This window comes from Escherichia sp. E3659 (assembly GCF_005781135.1).
Lineage (GTDB): Bacteria > Pseudomonadota > Gammaproteobacteria > Enterobacterales > Enterobacteriaceae > Escherichia.
Genome location: NZ_VATQ01000026.1, coordinates 23092 through 43706 on the forward strand (window position 1 = coordinate 23092; position 20615 = coordinate 43706).

The window sequence follows — 20615 nt, forward strand, 5'->3', positions numbered from 1 at the left end:
TCAAATACGACTCCTGTGATCTTCCGCCAAAATGCCTCTACTGACGTTTACCAATCCCTTGTAATACCGTTTAAAGCAGATAATTTCTTCTGTTCATGATTCAACCTGCTTTACCGAAGTTGTTCTTAATATTTATTACAGCGGAAGCGAGATGTCAGACAAACGCTTAACCCAGTCCCCGACAGGCGAATTTAACGAATCAACAACAGGCAGGAGAGATCGTCCCCGGCATTGATCATGTCGATCGCTTTATCCATCCGCTGGTTAATCGTTGACGAATGCAAGGTTTTCTCGGCAAGGCTCGCCACAATTTTCAGTACCGTTGCCTCATCCAGAGTTGCTTCCAGCGATGTCAGACTCAACAAATGCTTAATATAGAAATAGTCGAGAATTAAACGGTAAACCTGGCGCATGACCGTTGAGAAATCAGCATCCGGAAAATGGCAGTGGTAAATTTTGTAGGTCAGTAAATTGCGCAATACATGCGGAGCACTGAGGATAGAATCCTGGCAAAGCTGCTGCCACTGTTTATTCAGGACAGCAAACTTGTCAGCCAGAACCTGCTTATCCGGGCTGTTTGCTACGTCTAAATACACCGCCATCTTTCGATGCGCGTCAGCAATAATACGATCCCTGCTGCTCTTATTCGCGACAAGCGACCCCAATACCGTCAGCGCACGCACCTTCAATCCCACCGACTCCGTAGGCGTTGATTGGCTCATCAGGCTAATACCTGCCGCCAGCTCGCTTAATAGCTCCTGATGGTACTGTTCAGCCTGCGCAAAATGGTTGTGCAGATCGAACTCAATGCGCTGCAGGTAAACCATAAACTGTGCCAGTGCCATCAGGTTTTCTTCAACGTTCAACGATGGCGCCTGCAGGAGGTGCCAGGCAAAGAGATGCACAATCTGGTGGATCTGATTAACCGGCTGCCTGGCGGTGAAGGTGTTTTTCGCCTTCGCCAACAGATCATCCTGTTCGTGCACTAACATGCTGTCGGCATCAAACAATACCAGTCGGGCTACTTCTGGACATGAGAGCACCATCGAATGGCGAGTTGTATCGGCGTAGTACTTTTTGCTACGTGGATAAGTAGAACAGGTTTCTGAAAGTGCTTTTTCTCCCAGATCGCGATGGACCAGGCAGAATTTATTTTCATCGAGAAACGGACACTGACCCTGCGCGTCCAGTTTGATTATCGAATAGCGGCTTTTACCATTTCTCACCCGTAATAAATTCTCTTTCGCCAACAGGGCAATTTTCGGGTGTTGTTCGTTGAGGTAAGTATGATGGGTTTTCTTGTCGATGTGTATCTGCCATCCCTGACAGCAGGAAATCAGGCAGCTGGGGCCGACGCAGGCAAACTTCTTCACAAACTCGGGGGTTACTACTTTATGGATTTGCATAACATTCTTCGCGTTTAAAAAGCGAACAGTAGCACGCTGTCAGAACAAAATGATAACGTCATAACCTGACGGTTTAACAAGTATTTCACTCGTTTCATAAATGCTCGCCCCATCAAATGACGGTTTACCTGAAGGGGTCATTCTCACCATTTTTGCTATCATGCCTGCATACATAAACGACAAAACAGTATGCAGAGGGAAAAATGGGTTCCACCAGAAAGGGGATGATAAACGTTCTGATTGCCGCCGTATTATGGGGAAGTTCAGGCGTTTGCGCGCAATACATCATGGAACAAAGTCAGATGTCATCGCAGTTTCTGACCATGACGCGACTGATATTTGCCGGATTTATTCTGCTGACGCTCTCTTTTGTCCACGGCGATAAAGTCTTCTCAATCATTAAGAATCATAAAGATGCCATCAGCCTGTTTATTTTTTCCATTGTTGGCGCCCTGACCGTCCAGCTAACTTTCTTACTGACGATTGAAAAATCCAATGCAGCTACAGCAACGGTGCTGCAATTTTTATCACCAACGATTATCGTGGCCTGGTTCTCACTGGTACGAAAATCACGCCCCGGTATTCTGGTATTTACCGCGATTTTGACCTCCCTGATAGGCACATTTTTGCTGGTCACCCACGGTAATCCAACATCGTTGTCGATCTCTCCTGCTGCGCTGTTCTGGGGGGTTGCTTCAGCCTTTGCTGCTGCATTCTATACGACATACCCCTCAACGCTCATTGCCCGTTACGGCACGCTGCCCGTCGTCGGCTGGAGTATGCTCATTGGTGGGCTGGTCCTGCTGCCCTTTTATGCCGGGCAAGGAACAAATTTCGTGGTTAATGGCAGCCTGATTCTGGCTTTTTTCTATCTGGTGGTAATTGGAACTTCGCTGACCTTTAGTCTGTATCTGAAAGGTGCACAGTTAATTGGCGGGCCGAAAGCCAGTATTTTGAGTTGTGCAGAACCATTAAGTAGCGCACTGCTCTCTTTGCTGTTGCTGGGGATCACCTTCACATTACCAGATTGGCTGGGAACGCTGCTGATTCTGTCATCGGTGATTTTGATTTCAATGGATTCCCGCCGCCGCGCCAGAAAAATGTAATCGTCCGGCGCGGCACGGTTAATCATTACCAGCCAGGCACCGCGCCACCGTTAAAGAGGGTTTCTGCCGCTTTAGCAACTTCTGGTGACTGATAAGATTGCAGAAACTCCTTCACGTTTTCTGCATCCTTATTATCTTCCCGCGCCACCAGAATGTTCACATACGGTGAATTTTTATCTTCAATAAATACGCTGTCGTGCACCGGAGAAAGTCCTGTTTGCTGGATGTAAGTGGTGCTGATAATCGCTACATCCACTTTCGGGTCGTCCAGTATACGTGGCAACTGTGCCCCTTCCAGCTCCATTATCTGCAAATGGCGTGGATTCTCAGTAATATCCAACGCCGTTGGCAGTAAACCTTTCCCCTCTTTTAAGGTAATAAGTTTCTCTTTTTGCAACAGTAACAGCGCACGCCCCAGATTGGTCGGATCATTCGGAATCGCTACTGTCGCTCCTTCTTTTAGCTGATCGACTGTTTTAATTTTTTTCGAATAGCCAGCCATGGGGAAGACAAAGGTATTACCTACCGCCACCAGTTTGTAACCGTGCGCCTGGTTATCCTGTTCAAGGAAAGGACGATGCTGGAAGACATTGGCATCCAGTTCACCCTGATTAGTTGCATCGTTCGGCAACAACGAACCACTAAATCCAACCAATTCAACTTCAAGACCATACTTCTCTTTGGCCACTTTTTTAGCGACTTCTGCCACATCCTGTTCGGCACCGTTAATGACGCCAACTTTAATGTGTTTTGCATCGCTGTTTTGCTGGTCGCAGCCTGCCAGCAGGATCCCCGCCAGAAATAATGCTGCCCCTGTCCGTAGATGATGTGTTGTCAGTTTCATTTTTTATCCTTTTATTAATGATTACCTGACTATAGCGGTAAGGTCGCTGCGGTTTAAAAAACGAAACGCTATCGATAAGAATAAAAAGGAATAAAAGTGGAATATAAGGTCTGGCACTTCTTACTGACCACGCAAGCGCGTTTCGTACAGCATGATGAGAGCGATGAAAGCAAACTACACTTATGCTTCATTCGATACACATTTGTAAAAGGTTGAATCCATGAAACCAACGACACTACTGCTTATTTTCACTTTTTTCGCTATGCCAGGCATCGTATACGCCGAGTCGCCTTTTAGCTCACTGCAGTCCGCAAAAGAGAAAAATACGGTATTAGAGGATTTGCGGAAAATTTGCACCCCGAAGGCATCGTTGTCAGATGAAGCGTGGGAAAAGTTAATGTTGTCAGATGAAAACAATAAACAACATATACGCGAGGCCATCGTGGCGATGGAACGTAATAATCAGAGCAATTATTGGGAAGCGTTGGGTAAGGTAGAATGCCCGGATATGTAAGAGCGGCAACAACCACTGACCAACGCTTCTTTACCTGATATCAGGATTTCTTCATTTTCACCTTTGCAGTAACCAACAATGCAGTCAGCAACATCAATGTGCCGGACAACATCAGCGGCGAAGTCAGACCAATGTTATCCAACGCATAACCGCCGATTGCCGCACCGCAGGTATTGGCAAGCTGAATAACGGCCACCTGAATAGACCCAGCCTTTTCTGCCTGATCGGCCAATGATCGAGTGATCCACGTTGACCAGCCAACAGGAATTAAAGCAAAGGTCAGCCCCCAGATAATCGCCACACCGGTAGCAACAATTTTATCGCTTCCCCACAGCGTCAGTACCAGCGCGCTCAGGGCGAGTACAAACGGTGCGCCCGCTAAGGCCAGTTTCACCGAACGTTTGAGAATGAACGACGAAAGCGATGTACCAACAAAACTGGCGATACCAAAACTCAACAGCACCAGCGTTAAGCCATCAACGCCGAATCCCGCCAGATTCATATACACTGGGCGAATATAAGTGAAAAAAGCAAACTGTCCGGCGAAGGACATAAAGATAGCGATCATCCCGGCCATCACCCCCGGACGCTGCAACAGGCGAAAGGCATTTTGTTTCTGATGTGACGGTTCGCCAGGCAGCGAAGGCAATGATTTGATAATCCAGATAATACATAGCACACCCATCACCGCCGCCGCATTAAAGACATTGCGCCAACCGATAAGCTCGCCTAAAAAACTGCCCAATGGCGCGGCAATTACCAGCGCAATGGACACCGCGCCGAAGATCACCGACAGCGCCTTCGGCACTGTACGAGGCGGTACCAGGCGCATGGTCAACGACGCCGACATCGCCCAGAATCCACCCAGTGCCAGCCCCAGACAGGCGCGACCGATTAACAGCAGACTGAATGAGTTGGCAAAGGAAACCAGTAAGCAGGAAAGCGTCAGCAAAACGGCGAACAGAATGACAACGTAGCGGCGGTCAGTGGCCTGAATGGTCTGGGTAATAAACAAACTGGCAAACATCGCCACAAAAGCGGTTACGGTCACCGATTGCCCGGCAACCCCTTCCGAAATGCCTAAATCGTGCGCCATCGGCGTCAACAAACTGACGGGCAAAAACTCAACGATAATCAGACAGGCGACGCAAAACGCCACCGAGAAAACGGCTGACCAGTTCGGTCGGGTAATGGCGTCCGCGCCGCGGTTTTCTTCGATATATTCACTCATGGTGTTACCCGTGGCATGTTTCAGGGGAAAAGCCGACCAGTCTAACATTGAAATGTGTGATGCATTTAACGTTTTTGCAACTTTTACGATGTTATGGGAAAAATTCGAGGCTGCTCGAGGAATTAAAAATCATATGGCAAGGTGATATGCGTTGACGCGATTTCGTTGGAAACAAGGGATAAAGTATCGCACTTAGTGATATGCTTTAATAACAGGACATCAACGATATGCGTGTGTTTAAAACCAAATGGTTTGCAAGGGAAGCCAAGTCTCATGCAATAACAGATGAAGAGTTATGCCGGGCCATTTTAGAAACAGATCAGGGTAAAACTGATGCGCTTGGTGGTGACGTTTTTAAAAAGCGCCTTCACCAAAATCGTGAGCGTGCAATTATTCTGGCGAAAGGGGGTAGCTATTGGTTTTACACGTTTTTATATGCAAAACAGGATATGTCGAACATCAATAGTCAGGAACTGTCTGGATTTCGTGAACTCGCAAAGCATTATGCCTTCCTGACGAAAGCCCAACTGACGGTAATGATTAACAGTAAAGAACTGACAGAGACCTGCTATGACTGCAAAAACTAAATTCAAAAGCCCTGCATTTGAGGCCATTCACAGCGCGGCTGCTGGATTGTCCAGCGTTGATGCCATTTCTGCCGAAACAATGCGTACTTTTGACAAAGCCTGCCTGTCCAGCGTGCCAGACTTACAACCTGTTGAGATAAAAGCACTACGGGAAAAATTAAAAGTGAGTCAACCCGTCTTCGCTCACTATCTCAATACCAGCGTTTCAACTGTACAAAAATGGGAAAGTGGCGCTAAACGCCCCAGCGGCATGTCATTAAAACTACTTAGTATTGTGCAAAAACACGGGCTAGAGGTGCTGCTGTAAATAGAACGTAGAGAATGCGTCCGTCTACTGTCAGATCCGATAGCGGATGTGGCGTGAACGCCTTATCCGTACTCGGTCTGTAGGCCTGATAAGACGCGCCAGCGTCGCATCAGGCAAAGCGGTTTTAATGCAGCCAGTAAACGCCCTCAGCAGGCTGAAAAAACGCGTTGTAGCGCATCTGGAATGCATTAATCTCCTGCATTTCAGGCTCTATTTCGCGCAGAAAACCCAGCGCCAGCCTGAGCTGAGCATCGGTAATCGGCGCGGCAAGGCGGGCTTTTTGTAAAATCCGATGCCATTGCAGCAGGTTCTGTTCGCTGCCATCGACAATGACAACCTGCCAGATAAGCAACACCTGCGCGGCATTTTGCAGGTGCGACTCATCCGGGCGATGCAGATAACGTAAAAATTCGTCACCGGCTGACTTTCCCATTTGATCGACCATTGACTCAATGGGTACAACATCAATATTCAGCCGATCGCTGAGGCGGCGAATCGCTTTTCTGGCCCCGGATGTCAGCACCCGAAAACCAACCACAAACACCACCGCCAGCGTAGCGAGCATTATCCAGATCATGAGTTCTCCTGCGTAACCGGCACTCATGATATCTGGAAACGCTTATCAGATACTAATCCACCAGGATGATTTTCAGCGCAAACAATGCCGCTACAACCACCACACACAGATTCAGATCGCGCCAGCGACCAGTACACACTTTCATGATGCAGTACGACATAAAGCCAAGCGCAATCCCTTCAGTGATCGAGAACGTAAAGGGCATCATCACCGTGGTGATAAATGCGGGTACCGATTCGGTAAAATCATCCCAGTTAACGCGTGCCAGGCTCGATGTCATCAATACGCCAACGAAGATTAAGGCCCCGGCGGTGGCGTAAGGTGGAACCATCGCCACCAGCGGTGAGAAGAACATAACCAGCAGGAACATAACGCCAACAACAACCGCAGTCAGCCCCGTGCGGCCGCCGACCGCCACGCCAGAAGTACTTTCAATATAGGCGGTAACAGAGGAAGTTCCGATAAACGCGCCAGCCACCGAACTCACGCTATCAACATATAGCGCCTTATTCATGTTAGGGAATTTACCGTTACTATCTATTAAGCCAGCTTTATCAGTTACACCAATTAATGTTCCTGATGAATCAAATAGGTTGATCAGCATAAAGGAGAAAATGATACCGGCAAGCTCAAGCGATAATGCCCCGCTCAAATCAACCTCGCCAATAACACCGCTAATATCAGGTGGAATAGAATAGATTCCGCTGAAATGAACATCTCCGAAAAATAATCCACAGCAGGAAGTGACGACGATAGAAACCAACACCGCCGCATGAAAATTACGCGATGACAACACGGTTATAATAAAAAACCCTAAAATACCTAACAACACGCCGTGGGAACTTAAATCACCAATCATCACCAGCGTGTCTTTATTGGCGACAATAACACCGGTATTTTTTAATCCCATTAAGGCAATAAATAGCCCGATACCACTGGTGATACCAATACGTAAACTTAACGGAATGTTGGAGATCATCCAGTAACGGATACGAAAAAGAGTCAGCAAAAATAGCCCAATTGCGCCCCAGAAAATAGCGCCCATTCCCGTCTGCCAGGTGATACCCATTGCTCCCACCACCACGAAGGCGAAAAACGCATTCAGCCCCATCGCAGGCGCCAGCGCGACGGGAAGATTAGCAAACACTCCCATCGCAATACTGCCAATGCCCGCAATCAAACAGGTAGTAACAAACACCACCTTTGGGTCCATTTGCGCTGCGCCAAGAATTTGTGGGTTAACAAAAACGATGTACACCATAGTTAAAAAAGTAGTCATACCCGCAATCAATTCTGTGCGAACGGTTGTCCCGTGTTGCGGTAGTTTAAATAATCGCGAAAGCGTCCCTGATTCATTACTCACGTAATCGGTATTGTCATTATTCATTTTTTTGTCCATTGGAGGAGATTTAATCCCTTGCTTTTGTAAAACAAATGACAACAACGGTTCAGTGATAATTATCACATTTCAATTGCACATTAATGGATATTCTTTAATAATCTCGCGACGTTTCTTTATGATAAATAATAATCAAATTGATAAAATCAAAATGAGAAAAAATATGAACAATTCTATTAGCCATAAATTTCATCACATTAGTCGGGTAGAATACCAGGAATTGTTAGCCGTTTCCCGTGGCGAAGCCGCTGCCGATTATATTATTGATAATGTCTCTATTCTGGATCTGATCAATGGCGGAGAAATTCCCGGCCCAATCGTGATTAAAGGACGTTACATTGCCGGTGTCGGCGCAGAATACGCTGATGCTCCGGCTTTGCGCCGAATTGACGCCCACGGCGCAACGGCAGTACCGGGGTTTATTGATGCTCACCTGCATATTGAATCCAGCATGATGACCCCAGTCACCTTTGAAACCGCCACTCTGCCACGCGGCCTGACGACTGTTATTTGCGATCCTCATGAAATCGTCAACGTGATGGGCGAAGCCGGGTTTGCCTGGTTTGCTCGCTGTGCCGAACAGGCAAAGCAAAACCAGTATTTGCAGGTCAGCTCTTGCGTACCCGCCCTGGAAGGCTGCGATGTTAACGGTGCCAGTTTTACCCTCGAACAGATGCTCGCCTGGCGCGACCATCCGCAGGTTACCGGCCTTGCAGAAATGATGGACTACCCTGGCGTAATTAGCGGACAAAATGCGCTGCTCGATAAACTGGACGCCTTTCGCCATCTGACTCTGGATGGTCACTGCCCCGGTCTAAGCGGTAAAGAACTTAACGCCTATATTGCCGCGGGTATTGAAAACTGCCACGAAAGTTATCAGCTGGAAGAAGGACGCCGGAAATTACAACTTGGCATGTCGTTGATGATCCGCGAAGGGTCCGCTGCCCGCAATCTCAACGCGCTGGCTCCGTTGATCACCGAATTTAACAGCCCACAATGCATGCTTTGTACTGATGACCGTAACCCGTGGGAAATCGCTCACGAAGGGCATATCGACGCCTTAATTCGCCGCCTGATTGAACAACACAATGTGCCGCTGCATGTGGCATATCGCGTAGCCAGCTGGTCGACGGCGCGCCATTTTGGTCTGAATCATCTCGGTTTACTGGCTCCCGGCAAGCAGGCCGACATTGTCCTGTTAAGTGACGCGCGTAAAGTCACAGTGCAACAGGTACTGGTGAAAGGCGAACCGATTGACGCACAAACCTTGCAGGCAGAAGAGTCGGCGAGACTGGCACAATCCGCCCCGCCATATGGCAATACCATTGATCGCCAGCCAGTTTCCGCCAGCGACTTTGCCCTGCAATTTACCCCCGGAAAACGCTATCGCGTCATTGATGTCATCCATAACGAACTGATCACGCACTCCCGCTCCAGCGTCTACAGCGAAAATGGTTTTGATCGCGATGATGTGTGCTTTATTGCCGTACTTGAGCGTTACGGGCAACATCTGGCTCCGGCCTGTGGTTTGCTCGGCGGCTTTGGCCTGAATGAAGGCGCGCTGGCGGCGACAGTCAGCCATGACAGCCATAATATTGTGGTGATCGGTCGTAGCGCAGAAGAGATGGCGCTGGCGGTCAATCAGGTGATTCAGGATGGCGGCGGGCTGTGCGTGGTCCGTAACGGCCAGGTACAGAGTCATCTGCCGTTGCCCATTGCCGGGCTGATGAGCACCGACACGGCGCAGTCGCTGGCAGAGCAAATTGACGCGTTAAAAGTCGCTGCCCGTGAATGTGGTCCGTTACCCGATGAACCGTTTATTCAGATGGCGTTTCTTTCCCTGCCGGTGATCCCCGCATTGAAACTGACCAGTCAGGGGCTGTTTGATGGCGAGAAGTTTGCCTTCACCGCGCTGGAAATCTCTGAATAATAAAAAAAAGCCCGGCGTCATGCCGGGCAAAAGTCACCAGTTACGTTTATGCCACTGTCAACTGCTGAATTTTTTTCTCGCGGCGGATTTTTCGTTCTTCCATCACCGCGACTATCGCCATCAGGCAGATACAGCCAATAGCGGCGATATCCAGTGCGGCGAAGGTGCCTGCCCAGCCGGTGAGGCCGAACACTGGCGTACCATCGGCAATCATTCCCAGACCTAATTTGGCAAAGCTGTCACCAATCAGGTAGGCGAAAGTGCCTTTAATCCCATCGGCAGCGCCGATCGCTTTTTTCGGTACGAAGCCAACAGCCGCCACGCCAATCAACAGTTGCGGACCAAATACCAGGAAACCTAATGCAAAGAGAGAAGCCAGATAGATATATTGGTTGCTGGCGTGTTGATACACACCAAGCGTGGCGATAATCAGCGCCAGTGCAACACACGCCACCAGGCCACGGCGCCCGTTCGCCAGGTCAGAGAGCCAGCCCCACAGCAGCGTGCCAACCAGAGCACCGGCTTCAAACAGCGTAAAGCCCTGAATCGCCACCGATTTAGAGAGTTTCAACTCCTGAAAAGCGTACACGGTTGACCACTGGTCGATACCAATGCGTACCACGTACAGGAAGATGTTGGCGAAGCACAGCAGCCAGATCACTTTGTTTTTCAAAACATATTCGACAAAGATCTGCCACTTGGTCATGTCGGTGGATTCCGTCTCTTTGTCCTCTTCGCTAATCTCTTCACCGAATAGTTCTTCAGCTTTGCCAAGACCATACGCTTCAGGGGAGTCGCTGCCATAACGCAGACCGATGAAACCGACAATTAACGCGATAATCGACGGGAAGATAAACATGCCGATCACGTGACCGTCGAACAGGTAATTTGCGCCGAATAGCGCCACACCCGCCGCCCCCGCGCCGCCGAGGTTGTGGGAAATGTTCCAGAAACCGAGGAAGGTCCCGCGCTTACGACGCGGCGTCCATTTGGTAATCGTGGAGTAACTGCACGAACCGCCGGTGCTCTGGAAAAAACCGCTTAAGGCGTAGAAGGCAATCATCAGGAACAGGCTAACCGAGCCGCTGCCCATGCTGGCGCTGAAGCCCAGCATACAAATAGCGGACAGGATCAGCATGAACGGCAGGAATTGTTTGGTATTTTTGCCGTCGGCGTAGTAGGAAACCAGCGTTTTACCCACGCCGTAAGTGATGGAGAAGCCCAGGCCAATCATCCCCAGCTGCGTCATGCTCAACCCGTAGGTCGAGATCATGTCGTTCTGTGCGATGTTGAAGTTCTTGCGAATCAGGTACATCGTCAGGTAGCCAATAAAGACCACCAGATAGGATTGCATGAACGGTTTGAACCACATTTTGCGCCGCACTTCGAGCGGAAGATCCAGGGTCGGCTTGCGAACCTGGTTTAAGAAAGCCAGCATGGGTTACTCCTGATTTCCCTTCATACTTCAGGCCGCAGGTGCCTTAGCTGCTCGCGTTCCTGCAACTTGAATTATTTTGGGAAAGAATTAACGAATGATGGCATTGTAAAAACCTGCAGCAAATCAGGCTTGAGATAGCGTCCAGGCAAAACCAGGAAAATTTCTTAGTTTTGCCGGATATGAGGTAGAAAAGTGAGATGCATCACGCTTCGCGTGGAGCCTGGGCGTTCAAAAAGGGCAGTAACAACAGTGCCGAGACCCCGGCGGCAATGGCGATAACCACGAAAAAACCACTCCAGTGCCAGGTATCCAGCACTTTCGCCAGCGGCCAACCGGCAAGCGACGCCCCCAGATAAGCAAACAAGCCGACAAACCCCGTCGCCGCACCTGCCGCCTCTTTGTGGGAACACTCTGCCGCTGCCATACCGATTAACATCTGCGGGCCAAAGACAAAAAAACCAATGGTGAAGAAGCAGGTTGCCTGCATCACGTAGCTGGCAAATGGCATCAACCACAGCGAGCCGACGGAAAGCAAAATCCCCGCAGCAAAAATCAAATTCATCGGCCCACGGTTGCCGTTAAACAGTTTGTCCGAGCCCCAACCTGCAACCAGCGCACCGATAAACCCGCCCAGTTCAAACATCGTTACTGCCGTATTCGCCGTGACCAGATCGACGCCCAGCGTCTCGGACATATACAGGTTACCCCAGTCGTTGATCGCCGCACGAACCACATAGACCAGCACATAACAGAACGAAAGCAGCCAGATATACGGATTCAGCAACACATATTTGGTGAGGATCTCTTTACGCGTCAGCCCCGCCCCTTCTTGTTGTTGGGCGATTTCCAGCGCATCGTGCCGCCATTCTCCGACCGCCGGTAAACCTAACGCCTGCGGGCGATCGCGCAGCCGCCAACAAAGAAAAATCCCCACGACTATCGCCATACAACCGGCAATCATCATCCCGGCACGCCAGCCATAATGCACCGCAGCAGCGGCCATCACGATGGGGATCAATGCGCCGCCGACGTTATGCGCCGTATTCCATAACGCCCACCAACCGCCGCGCTCGGTACGAGAATACCAGGCAGTCAACAGACGCGCACAAACCGGCGAACCCCAGCCCTGGAAAAAGGCGTTCAGCACCCACAGCACGGCAAACGCCCACAACGAGGTGGAGAAGCCAAACAGAATGTTGATGATGCCAGTGGCGATAAGCCCAATCCCCATAAAATAACGGGCATTAGAGCGGTCACTGACAATGCCGGAGACAAATTTCGATACGCCGTAGGTAATGTAAAACAGCGTTGCTAACAGGCCGATGTCGCTACGACTGAGCACGCCGTTGGCAAGGATTTCTGGTACGGCGGCGTTAAAACTTTTACGCGTGAAGTAAAACAACGCATAGCCCAGCCAGATGGTCAGCAAAATATGCCGACGCCAATAGCGGTAGCGAGCATCAATTTCACTTTTATCGCTGATCAGCGGTGCGTCGGCAGGCGCTTTCAGAAACGGCAACATCATCAAGCCTTAAACATAACGTTGAGGTAGAGAGACACTGACACGCGTGCCGTGCAGGCAGGAGATGGTCAAGGTGCCGCCCAGCGCGGTGACGCGCTCGCGCATTCCGGTGAGGCCAAAACCTTGCTGCCCGGAACCTGGCGGCAGACCACTACCATCGTCTTCAATCACCAGCATTAAACGCTCATCCTGCTGCCAGCCTTGCAGGATAACCGCACTGGCATCTGCATGTTTCACAATGTTGTTCAGCCCCTCCTGACAGATACGAAATAGGGTTACGCGCTGGTTTTCACTTAGCGCTGATTCATCTATCCGCCATTCGAGATGACTGACAATGCCGCGCCCTTCCAACTCCATTTCCCGCATCAATGAACGGATGGCCTGCTCCAGGGTCAGATCATCCAACTGGCGCGGACGTAACCGCCCTAACAAACGGCGCACCGCGTCGTAAACGCCCAGCGACAGTTGTTCGATGAGCTGTCCGCTCTGTTTCACACTGGCGTTATCCGCCGCCAGCCGCTGGACAATGCCAGCCTGAGTACGAATGGCGGTGATGGTCTGGCCGATATCATCGTGCAGTTCACGTGCGACGTCGCGACGCACACTCTCTTCGGTTTCAAGCAACCGCTCGGCAAGATGTTGATTACGCGCCAGTTCCTTTTGCAGCGACTGGTTAAGTTCACGCAACCGCTGGATGCCTGCGCCCAGTAACAGGCCAGTGAGGCTTTGCACCAGCAGTGAAAGCAATAAATCGACCGGATGATCGCGCCAGGTTTGACTGGCGATCAGCGCGATGGCGTTCATCAGCGTCGCAATCAGCGCCCCTTGCCAGCCATAGTGCCAGGCCAGGGCGATAATCGGCAGCGCCAGACAAAACGGGGTAAAGCGCGAAAGTTCGTTCGGCAGCCCCAGTTGCAACCACAGGCTGATAACAAACAACAGCAAATACCAGACCAGATGCCGCCCACGCCAGTTGATCGGCTGGGAAACCAGCGATGGCCCCAGCGGCAGCCAGGTGTTATTCGCCAGATAGTGCCAGAACACCAGGCAAATGGGGGCCAGCGTCAGGCCGCCGGTTAAGGTCATCAGTAGGGCGTTCCAGGGCTCGTTTCCGTACCCATGCCAAAGCCAGGGGGATGACTGTAATAACGCCGCCGCCGTCAGTGCCGCGCCCTGTAACAGCAACGTGCGCCAGTCGCGCTGGTGGCGATAACGGGAAATCAACGCCACAGGAAGTAACGTCAGCAAACTACCGATCATCAATAACGGATCATGCGTTAACCCAACCGCCTGCGTCAGCCAGTAAATCAGCAGCCATTCTGCGCCCATCAGCACCAGCCAGTATCTGCGCGGGCATTGCAACATCAGCCCCAGTCGCAGACCGAACGGAAACAGCAATACCGCCAGATCCGGTCGTTCAACCAGGTGCAGGCTGATACTCCACAGGCAAAACCATGCGGCAGAGAAGATAAAAAAGCAGGAAACTACAGTATTTAAGCGGGAGAAAAATGTCTTCATCACCAGCCATCAAACATGCGGCGCGCCAGTTCAACGTCGTTGCTGACGCCCAGTTTTTCCATCAGATTGGCACGATGTACATGCACTGTTTTTGGCGACAACCCCAGTTCGGCGGCAATCTCTTTCACCGCCATCCCTTGCGCCAGTTTTTCCGCCACCTGGCGTTCGCGTTTGGTTAGCGGGTCCTGACGGCCCGATGCCAGTTTAATAGCGATATCCGGCGTCAGATAACAGCCGCCAGTTGCAACCGTATGCACGGCAGCGATCAGCTCGTCCGGGCTACAGCGTTTAGAGAGAAAGCCGCGCGCCCCCGCGTTAAGCGCCTGTTCAACCAGCGCCGGACTGTCGTGAACGGAGAGCATAATTGTCGCCATACCTTTCGGTAGCTGGCTTAACAGCTCCAGCCCAGAAATATCCGGCATTGAGATATCGCAAATACACACCTGCACACCGCGCCCAGGCAAGCCAGTCAGCGCCTCACGCCCGGAACCAAACTCGGCAACTACCTGCAAATCAGGTTCCAGCCCCAGCAGCTGCGCAAAGCCGGAGCGGACGATAAGGTGATCGTCTATAAGGGCAACGGTTATCATGGTCTTGTCCTGGCGGGTAAAAAAAACGCGCTTACCTTAACGATAAGCGCGCCACTGTTCAAGCCTTGAGCGGTTACTGAAAAAATACGGCTATCTTGTTAAACATTGTCGGGTCGGACTGATTACGCTGCACTTTCACCACATCCTCCAGTTTGTCTATCTGGCTTATCATTTGTTCCAGTCGCTGATCGTCATTGACCAGTAGCCAGATGTGGCTTTTATCACTGTTCTGAATCGGCAGACAAAGAATACCTTCGACGTTAAAAGCACGACGGGCAAAAAGCCCACAAACGTGGGTCATTACACCGGGATGGTTGCGAACGGTGAGTTCCAGAATCACGTTGTCATTAGTTGTGTTTTGCATGGCTTATTCCCCCACCATTTCAGTATTTGCCGCGCCTGGCGGCACCATTGGGTACACTTTTTCTTCGGCATCAATGCGTACGTGGATCAGCGCCGGACCAGGGCGATTGATAATTTCCTGTAATGCCGCCTGCGGATCGGTTTCATTATTCAAATCGCAGGTTTCGAGGCCGAACCCGGCCGCAATTTGCATAAAGTTGATTTTTCCCGGATAGGTGGCGGCAAAAACGCCCTGCTTGTAGAACAGACTCTGTTGCTGATGCACCAGCCCCAGCGCTTCGTTGTTCATCAGGATGATTTTGACATCCAGCTGATTTTCACTGGCGGTCGCCATCTCCTGAATATTCATCATCAGGCTGCCGTCGCCGGAGAAACACAACACTTTGCGATCCGGGTTAGCCAGCGCCGCACCTATCGCTGCGGGTAAACCGAAGCCCATCGTTCCCAGCCCACCAGAAGTCAGCCACTGGCGTGGTCGATTGAGCGGATAAGCCTGCGCTGTCCACATCTGATGCTGACCCACGTCGGTGGTGATAATCGCGTTGTCATCGACACAGGCGGCAACGGCATTAATCAGCCCGTAATGTGTTAATGGATCGCACGCTTTCGGGATAGGACACGGGAACTCGCGCTGCAAATCCGCCACCAGTTGGTGCCACTCTGCACGCGGCTGGGCTTCCACCTGCGGGATCAGCTGCGCCAGCACATCATCAACATCCGCCTGAATCGCCACGTGCGGTTGCTTAACTTTACCCAGCTCCGCGCGGTCGATATCCACATGAATAATTTTGGCATTCGGGCAGAACTCTTCAGTTTTGCCAATTGCCCGGTCATCAAAACGCGCACCGAGAACAATCAGCAGGTCCGCCTCCTGCAAGATATAGTTGGTGCTGCGCACGCCGTGCATCCCCAGCATGCCCAGCGACAGCGGATGTGCTTTTGGCAACATGCCCAGCGCCATTAAGGTCATGGTGGTGGGCAGCTGCGCTTTCTCAGCCAGCTCACGCACCCGCGCGGGCGCGTTAATGACACCGCCCCCCAGATAAAGCACCGGGCGTTTGGCGGCGTTAATCATTGTCGCAGCGTCACGAATGCTTTCTTCGCTAAAGGCGGGCGCGGCGGCTTTTTCTGCCGCCGCGGGCTGTTCTTCAATTTCAAAAACCGCCGTTTGTACATCCTTAGGAATGTCTATCCACACCGGGCCAGGGCGGCCTGATTGCGCAATACGGAAGGCATCGCTCATGACCTGCGGGAGTTCTTCGATATGTCTGACCAGATAGTTGTGTTTGGTGATGGGGATAGAGATGCCGTAGGTGTCCACTTCCTGGAAGGCGTCGGTGCCGATCATCGAGGCGGGAACCTGGCCGGTGATGCAAATCAGCGGAATGGAGTCCAGCCGCGCATCGGCAATGGCGGTCACCAGGTTAGTCGCACCCGGCCCGCTACAGGCCATACAGACCGCCGGTTTGCCGTCGGTACGCGCCATTCCCTGGGCGATAAAGCCCGCGCCCTGTTCATGACGGGCCAGAATATGGCGGATTTGCGTGCTTTGGCTTAAGGCGTCGTAAACAGGGAGAATCGAACCGCCCGGAATCCCCGTCACAATCTTAATGCCCTGCTGTTCCAGGAAATGAACGATAAATTCTGCGCCGCTAAAACGCTTACGTGTCGATGTTGTGCCCGAACTTGCCATGCTCCAGTCCTTTTCTTCTGGGCCGACTTTCCGGGAGGTGTTTAAACGAAAAACCCCGCCCGGTTTGCGCCGGCGGGGTTTTGGAATCGTGTGTTGTTCCAGTCCCTACGGCGCATTGCCGACGACCACCACCACACGCACGACGACCACTGCGGCGGATGGCGCAGTTGGTAGTAGTTTTGCGTTGAGCATGGAAGTAGTCATTGGGGACCTTGTTGGTTTTGTGTTTAACAATATTTATACAAGCACAGCTTTACAGGGGAGACAATGGAAAATTTTTCATCAAGGAATAATTGGGGGATTGATCACGTTTTGTACTGAAACGCAGGTAACAAAAAACCCCGCCGGAGCGAGGTTTTGTCAGCCGCCCGCGGCTGGTAACCGCAAAGCACACTGTGTTATGTCAACACTGAAAGTATACGTGTTCCGCGCAGAACGCGCAATTTCGGCACGAATTTTGACTTATTTAGCGCATAATTGAGTATCGATCACAGTTTTGATTTTGTCTAATTTTTACTGTTTATTTATACAGTATAATTCTATAATATCAATGTACGCAATGTGTTATGCGGGGCCGCATCGTTACCCGGCGCACTAAGTCCTGGCTGAAACGGGTGGTGCCGTCAGCGCCTTAACCCCGCGTGAGCACACTGTGTTATGTCAACAAGCACAACGTTTCTTCTGAAGAAGCTGCGTGCGCAACAGCTGGCAACAGGCAGCGGAAAGGTACGTCAGCTGGCAGTGCTCCTGAACCACAGGAGACGCGTATGAGCCTGGTGGATATTGCCATTCTTATCCTCAAACTCATTGTTGCTGCACTGCAACTGCTTGATGCTGTTCTGAAATACCTGAAGTGATTCAGATTCAAGCCGCACTAAAGGGGAGCGGGAAACCGCTCCCCTTTCATATTCTGCTGGCAGATTGGTGTCGTATGCGATGCTGACGCATCTTATCCGGCCCACAGTATTTATTTAAGCTAAAGTCCCTTCCGGCAACATTTATTGCCGCTGTTGTTTATATTTTCTGCCGTTTTGTTATTCATCATTCCGTATATATATCTGGCTAACATTTATCAATGTGATAGATTCCTCTCCTGCATTTATTCGAATGCGTAGTAACTTATTCTAAATATATTTTTAAAAGCGTCCGTGATAATGAAAAGGCATAGAAACGTCAATTTATTATTGATGTTGGTATTACTCGTGGCCGTCGGTCAGATGGCACAAACTATTTATATTCCTGCTATTGCCGATATGGCACAAGATCTCAACGTCCGTGAAGGGGCGGTGCAGAGCGTAATGGGCGCTTATCTGCTGACCTACGGTATCTCACAACTATTTTATGGCCCAATTTCCGACAGGGTGGGACGCCGCCCGGTGATCCTCGTCGGAATGTCCATTTTTATGTTGGCGACACTGGTGGCAGTCACCACTTCCAGCCTGACGGTGTTAATTGCCGCCAGTGCGATTCAGGGGATGGGGACCGGGGTCGGCGGCGTAATGGCGCGTACATTGCCGCGTGATTTATATGAACGGACACAGCTTCGTCACGCTAATAGCATGTTAAATATGGGGATTCTCGTAAGTCCGTTGCTCGCACCACTCATTGGCGGCCTGCTGAATACCCTGTGGAGCTGGCGGGCCTGTTATCTGTTTTTACTGGTGCTTTGTGCCAGTGTGACGTTCAGCATGGCGCGCTGGATGCCGGAAACACGCCCTGTCGATGCGCCGCGTACGCGCCTGCTCACCAGTTATAAAACACTCTTTGGCAATGGCAGCTTTAACTGCTATTTGCTGATGTTAATTGGTGGTCTGGCAGGGATTGCCGCTTTCGAAGCCTGTTCCGGTGTGTTGATGGGGGCAGTGTTAGGGTTGAGCAGTATGACAGTCAGTATTTTGTTTATTCTGCCAATTCCAGCGGCATTCTTCGGCGCATGGTTTGCTGGTCGACCGAATAAACGCTTCTCTACGTTAATGTGGCAGTCGGTTATCTGCTGCCTGTTGGCAGGAATGATGATGTGGATCCCCGGCTGGTTTAGCGTGATGAATGTCTGGACGTTGCTCGTTCCCGCCGCGCTGTTCTTTTTCGGTGCCGGGATGCTGTTTCCGCTGGCAACCAGCGGCGCAATGGAGCCATTCCCCTTCCTGGCTGGCACGGCTGGTGCGCTGGTCGGCGGCCTGCAAAACATTGGTTCCGGCGTGCTGGCGTCGCTCTCCGCGATGCTGCCGCAAACCGGTCAGGGCAGCCTGGGGTTGTTGATGACCTTAATGGGATTGTTGATCGTGCTGTGCTGGCTACCGCTGGCGACGCGGATGTCGCATCAGGGGCAGCCTGTTTAAGCTCACGTCACCGCAGCATCGTCATCAACTCCATGGGAGAACGATGCTGCTTTATCAGGTCACGCATCACCCGCATGTGCGGCGCAGAGTGGGAATAAAAAGCTTGATAGCCAACACAAAGCACGTTGCCAGGAGAATCCTCCTGGGAATGCCGGCACAAGCGATGCCAGTCGCACACCTGACACTCCCGCCAAAGTTGTACGTTTTCACTCCCGCACCATTTTTGCAGCGTGGCGTCAAAAAGTTCGACTGATATACGACCAATATCTGCACGCACCCAATGCTCGAACAGAGCGATTAAAAATTGCCCCCACAGTTCAGCCGTCACCGAAGAAGCTGTCAGCTCGCCCCGGTCATCAAATTCTATATGGGGAATAAGTTGCACGGAGCGAAGACCCCGCTGTTTGAAATTCTGATAAAAATCGGCAGGTTGTAGCGCATCTTTATACTCTACAACCAATTTATGCCTGTCCTCTTCAGCATTTACAACCTGACTTCCTGTCATGCGACTCTCTCAATCAATACGATTAGTTGATGTATATGCGTTACAGCAAACAGTATTGCAAGAGATAACACCGCGAGGGAGATCATAAATTTGTCACGGATTACGTTAAATTGAGAAAAATCACTATTAGTCACATCCATTAAATTACGATTACGGGTATAGCGCCAAAGTATTAATGCCACAATGGCGAGGATGCCAATAGAAATCCAGAACAACGCGCCGGCCTGATGCCAGTTGTGTTTAATTGCCAGCGCCATCAGCGCGCCATAGCCCAGCATGGTGCGAAACCACGCCAACGATGTCCGTTCTGGCTGAAGTCCGGGATCAGCAATGCGTCTGGCTTTGCGACTATCCGGCATACAGCACCAGCCCCATGACTATTACCGCTACGATCATCAATATTAAACTGATGATTAATAAGCTGTTGGTATAGGGTAAGTCCTCTTTCAGACGCATCGCTTTTTCATTGCGTAACCAGCGCAGATAGCCATACATCGCTAACCCGCCGGAAAACAGGCATAACAATAACGCCAGCAGCTCACGAATGACGGGCGTGGCGAAGTCTGGCGCAAGTTGATCCAACCCGACGCCCGCCGCCAGAAATCCCAACGCGGTACGGATCCATGCCAGAAATGTACGTTCATTAGCCAACGAAAAGCGGTAATCAGGCGCTTCTCCGAGGCGGGAAATTTTCATTGTTGCTCCTTTGCACTTTCACTAACGCTCTGCCTTTAGCGGTTATTTTT

At 51.0% G+C, this 20615-nt stretch carries 21 protein-coding genes and 1 pseudogene; 7 read left to right on the forward strand and 15 right to left on the reverse strand.

Going from position 1 to position 20615, the window contains the following annotated elements; translation table 11 throughout:
* Positions 1–191: 191 nt before the first annotated feature.
* Positions 192–1406, reverse strand: a complete 1215-nt coding sequence (gene fliB / locus FEK47_RS17265; protein WP_135486997.1) for a flagellin lysine-N-methylase — start codon at positions 1404–1406, stop codon at positions 192–194.
* A 203-nt stretch (positions 1407–1609) separates the two neighbouring features.
* Between fliB and FEK47_RS17270 the strand changes: the two are divergent.
* Positions 1610–2534, forward strand: a pseudogene (locus FEK47_RS17270) (carboxylate/amino acid/amine transporter).
* 3 nt (positions 2535–2537) lie between these two features.
* Here FEK47_RS17270 and nlpA read toward each other — a convergent pair.
* Positions 2538–3356 carry a lipoprotein NlpA gene (gene nlpA / locus FEK47_RS17275; protein WP_135486995.1) on the reverse strand — a complete coding sequence of 273 codons (819 nt, stop codon included), beginning with the start codon at positions 3354–3356 and terminating at the stop codon, positions 2538–2540.
* Between the two features lie 220 nt (positions 3357–3576).
* Between nlpA and yicS the strand changes: the two genes are divergently transcribed.
* The gene (gene yicS, locus FEK47_RS17280) at positions 3577–3870 is read left to right on the forward strand and encodes a protein YicS (RefSeq protein WP_064526021.1); all 294 of its coding nucleotides are present in this window, start codon (positions 3577–3579) and stop codon (positions 3868–3870) included.
* Positions 3871–3910: 40 nt separating this feature from the next.
* Here yicS and nepI read toward each other — a convergent pair whose 3' ends face one another.
* Positions 3911–5101 carry a purine ribonucleoside efflux pump NepI gene (gene nepI, locus FEK47_RS17285; protein WP_130215134.1) on the reverse strand — a complete coding sequence of 397 codons (1191 nt, stop codon included), beginning with the start codon at positions 5099–5101 and terminating at the stop codon, positions 3911–3913.
* A 233-nt stretch (positions 5102–5334) separates the two neighbouring features.
* Here nepI and FEK47_RS17290 point away from each other — a divergent pair, with 233 nt between their 5' ends.
* Together FEK47_RS17290 and FEK47_RS17295 are read left to right on the forward strand one after the other, a co-directional pair.
* Entirely contained in the window at positions 5335–5688 is a 354-nt protein-coding gene (locus tag FEK47_RS17290; protein ID WP_135486994.1) for a type II toxin-antitoxin system RelE/ParE family toxin, read from the forward strand.
* Positions 5672–5995, forward strand: coding sequence for a DNA-binding transcriptional regulator (locus FEK47_RS17295; RefSeq protein ID WP_000125641.1), 324 nt, complete (start codon positions 5672–5674; stop codon positions 5993–5995). Before FEK47_RS17290 ends, FEK47_RS17295 begins: the two co-directional genes overlap by 17 nt.
* 124 nt (positions 5996–6119) lie before the next feature.
* On the opposite strand, the gene FEK47_RS17300 is transcribed toward FEK47_RS17295, so the two are convergent.
* Both FEK47_RS17300 and adeQ read right to left on the reverse strand, forming a co-directional pair.
* Positions 6120–6572, reverse strand: coding sequence for a DUF1198 domain-containing protein (locus FEK47_RS17300; protein ID WP_138183301.1), 453 nt, complete (start codon positions 6570–6572; stop codon positions 6120–6122).
* A 52-nt stretch (positions 6573–6624) separates the two neighbouring features.
* Entirely contained in the window at positions 6625–7959 is a 1335-nt protein-coding gene (gene adeQ, locus FEK47_RS17305; RefSeq protein ID WP_130235748.1) for an adenine permease AdeQ, read from the reverse strand.
* Between the two features lie 175 nt (positions 7960–8134).
* Here adeQ and adeD point away from each other — a divergent pair, with 175 nt between their 5' ends.
* Entirely contained in the window at positions 8135–9901 is a 1767-nt protein-coding gene (gene adeD / locus FEK47_RS17310) for an adenine deaminase (protein ID WP_135486993.1), read from the forward strand.
* Between the two features lie 46 nt (positions 9902–9947).
* Here the strand turns inward: adeD and uhpT are convergent, their stop codons facing one another.
* The 7 genes from uhpT to ivbL all read right to left on the reverse strand — a co-directional run bounded on the left by uhpT (position 9948) and on the right by ivbL (position 17229).
* Positions 9948–11339 carry a hexose-6-phosphate:phosphate antiporter gene (gene uhpT, locus FEK47_RS17315; RefSeq protein ID WP_130206773.1) on the reverse strand — a complete coding sequence of 464 codons (1392 nt, stop codon included), beginning with the start codon at positions 11337–11339 and terminating at the stop codon, positions 9948–9950.
* Positions 11340–11541: 202 nt separating this feature from the next.
* Positions 11542–12861 carry an MFS transporter family glucose-6-phosphate receptor UhpC gene (gene uhpC, locus FEK47_RS17320; protein WP_135410595.1) on the reverse strand — a complete coding sequence of 440 codons (1320 nt, stop codon included), beginning with the start codon at positions 12859–12861 and terminating at the stop codon, positions 11542–11544.
* A gap of 9 nt (positions 12862–12870) precedes the next feature.
* The gene (gene uhpB, locus FEK47_RS17325) at positions 12871–14379 is read right to left on the reverse strand and encodes a signal transduction histidine-protein kinase/phosphatase UhpB (RefSeq protein WP_130261101.1); all 1509 of its coding nucleotides are present in this window, start codon (positions 14377–14379) and stop codon (positions 12871–12873) included.
* The gene (gene uhpA, locus FEK47_RS17330; RefSeq protein WP_047612689.1) at positions 14379–14969 is read right to left on the reverse strand and encodes a transcriptional regulator UhpA; all 591 of its coding nucleotides are present in this window, start codon (positions 14967–14969) and stop codon (positions 14379–14381) included. Before uhpA ends, uhpB begins: the two co-directional genes overlap by 1 nt.
* A gap of 73 nt (positions 14970–15042) precedes the next feature.
* Positions 15043–15333, reverse strand: coding sequence for an acetolactate synthase small subunit (ilvN, locus tag FEK47_RS17335; RefSeq protein ID WP_135486992.1), 291 nt, complete (start codon positions 15331–15333; stop codon positions 15043–15045).
* Between the two features lie 3 nt (positions 15334–15336).
* On the reverse strand, positions 15337–17025 hold the full coding sequence (gene ilvB, locus FEK47_RS17340) for an acetolactate synthase large subunit (protein WP_135486991.1): 1689 nt from the start codon (positions 17023–17025) through the stop codon (positions 15337–15339).
* A 105-nt stretch (positions 17026–17130) separates the two neighbouring features.
* The gene (gene ivbL / locus FEK47_RS17345; RefSeq protein WP_001300753.1) at positions 17131–17229 is read right to left on the reverse strand and encodes an ilvB operon leader peptide IvbL; all 99 of its coding nucleotides are present in this window, start codon (positions 17227–17229) and stop codon (positions 17131–17133) included.
* Positions 17230–17792: 563 nt separating this feature from the next.
* Here ivbL and tisB point away from each other — a divergent pair.
* Positions 17793–17882, forward strand: coding sequence for a type I toxin-antitoxin system toxin TisB (tisB, locus tag FEK47_RS17350; RefSeq protein ID WP_000060506.1), 90 nt, complete (start codon positions 17793–17795; stop codon positions 17880–17882).
* Between the two features lie 297 nt (positions 17883–18179).
* A complete protein-coding gene (gene emrD, locus FEK47_RS17355; protein WP_130206777.1) occupies positions 18180–19364 on the forward strand; it encodes a multidrug efflux MFS transporter EmrD in 1185 nt (394 codons plus the stop codon).
* Positions 19365–19371: 7 nt separating this feature from the next.
* Here the strand turns inward: emrD and FEK47_RS17360 are convergent, their stop codons facing one another.
* From FEK47_RS17360 to FEK47_RS17370, 3 genes are read right to left on the reverse strand one after another with little or no spacing between them, the layout of a single operon-like run.
* Entirely contained in the window at positions 19372–19869 is a 498-nt protein-coding gene (locus FEK47_RS17360; protein ID WP_135486990.1) for a radical SAM protein, read from the reverse strand.
* On the reverse strand, positions 19866–20228 hold the full coding sequence (locus tag FEK47_RS17365) for a DUF202 domain-containing protein (RefSeq protein WP_130206779.1): 363 nt from the start codon (positions 20226–20228) through the stop codon (positions 19866–19868). Before FEK47_RS17365 ends, FEK47_RS17360 begins: the two co-directional genes overlap by 4 nt.
* Positions 20218–20565 carry a YidH family protein gene (locus FEK47_RS17370; protein ID WP_000703955.1) on the reverse strand — a complete coding sequence of 116 codons (348 nt, stop codon included), beginning with the start codon at positions 20563–20565 and terminating at the stop codon, positions 20218–20220. Before FEK47_RS17370 ends, FEK47_RS17365 begins: the two co-directional genes overlap by 11 nt.
* Positions 20566–20615 lie beyond the last annotated feature (50 nt).